At 48.8% G+C, this 475-nt stretch carries 1 protein-coding gene; it reads right to left on the bottom strand.

Annotation, left to right across the window (positions count from 1 at the left end):
* A partial coding sequence (locus J536_RS24745; RefSeq protein ID WP_032064379.1) for a CoA-transferase occupies positions 1–446 on the bottom strand: 446 nt, incomplete at its 3' end.
* Positions 447–475: the final 29 nt, after the last annotated feature.

Here is a 475-nt window from a genome sequence, read left to right as displayed (position 1 = left end):
TGATCTGTGGTGATAAATACTTTCTTGGCACCAACCGCCAAATCCATCGCACCACCCACAGCAGGAATCGCATCCGGTGCCCCCGTGTGCCAGTTGGCCAAGTCACCATTCGCAGCAACCTGAAATGCACCGAGTACTGCAATATCAAGGTGACCACCACGCATCATGGCAAATGAGTCGCCATGGTGGAAAAAGCTGCCGCCTTCAAGTATGGTCACAAACTCTTTACCCGCATTAATCAGTTCAGGATCTTCTTCACCTGCAGCTGGCGGTGGGCCAAAAGCCAATAGGCCATTTTCAGAGTGAAGAAAAATATCTTTATCGTCAGGTAAGTAACTAGCGATCTTGGTTGGTAAGCCAATGCCTAGGTTTACATAGGCGCCATCGGGAATATCTTGTGCCACACGTTGTGCAATCTGGTCACGGCTGAGTTTCTGGTAGCTCATGTTATTTCTCCTTATTGCTTACTGTGCTG

Source organism: Acinetobacter sp. 809848, from assembly GCF_000581275.1.
Lineage (GTDB): Bacteria > Pseudomonadota > Gammaproteobacteria > Pseudomonadales > Moraxellaceae > Acinetobacter > Acinetobacter pittii.
This window is presented reverse-complemented; position numbering and strand designations above follow the sequence as displayed.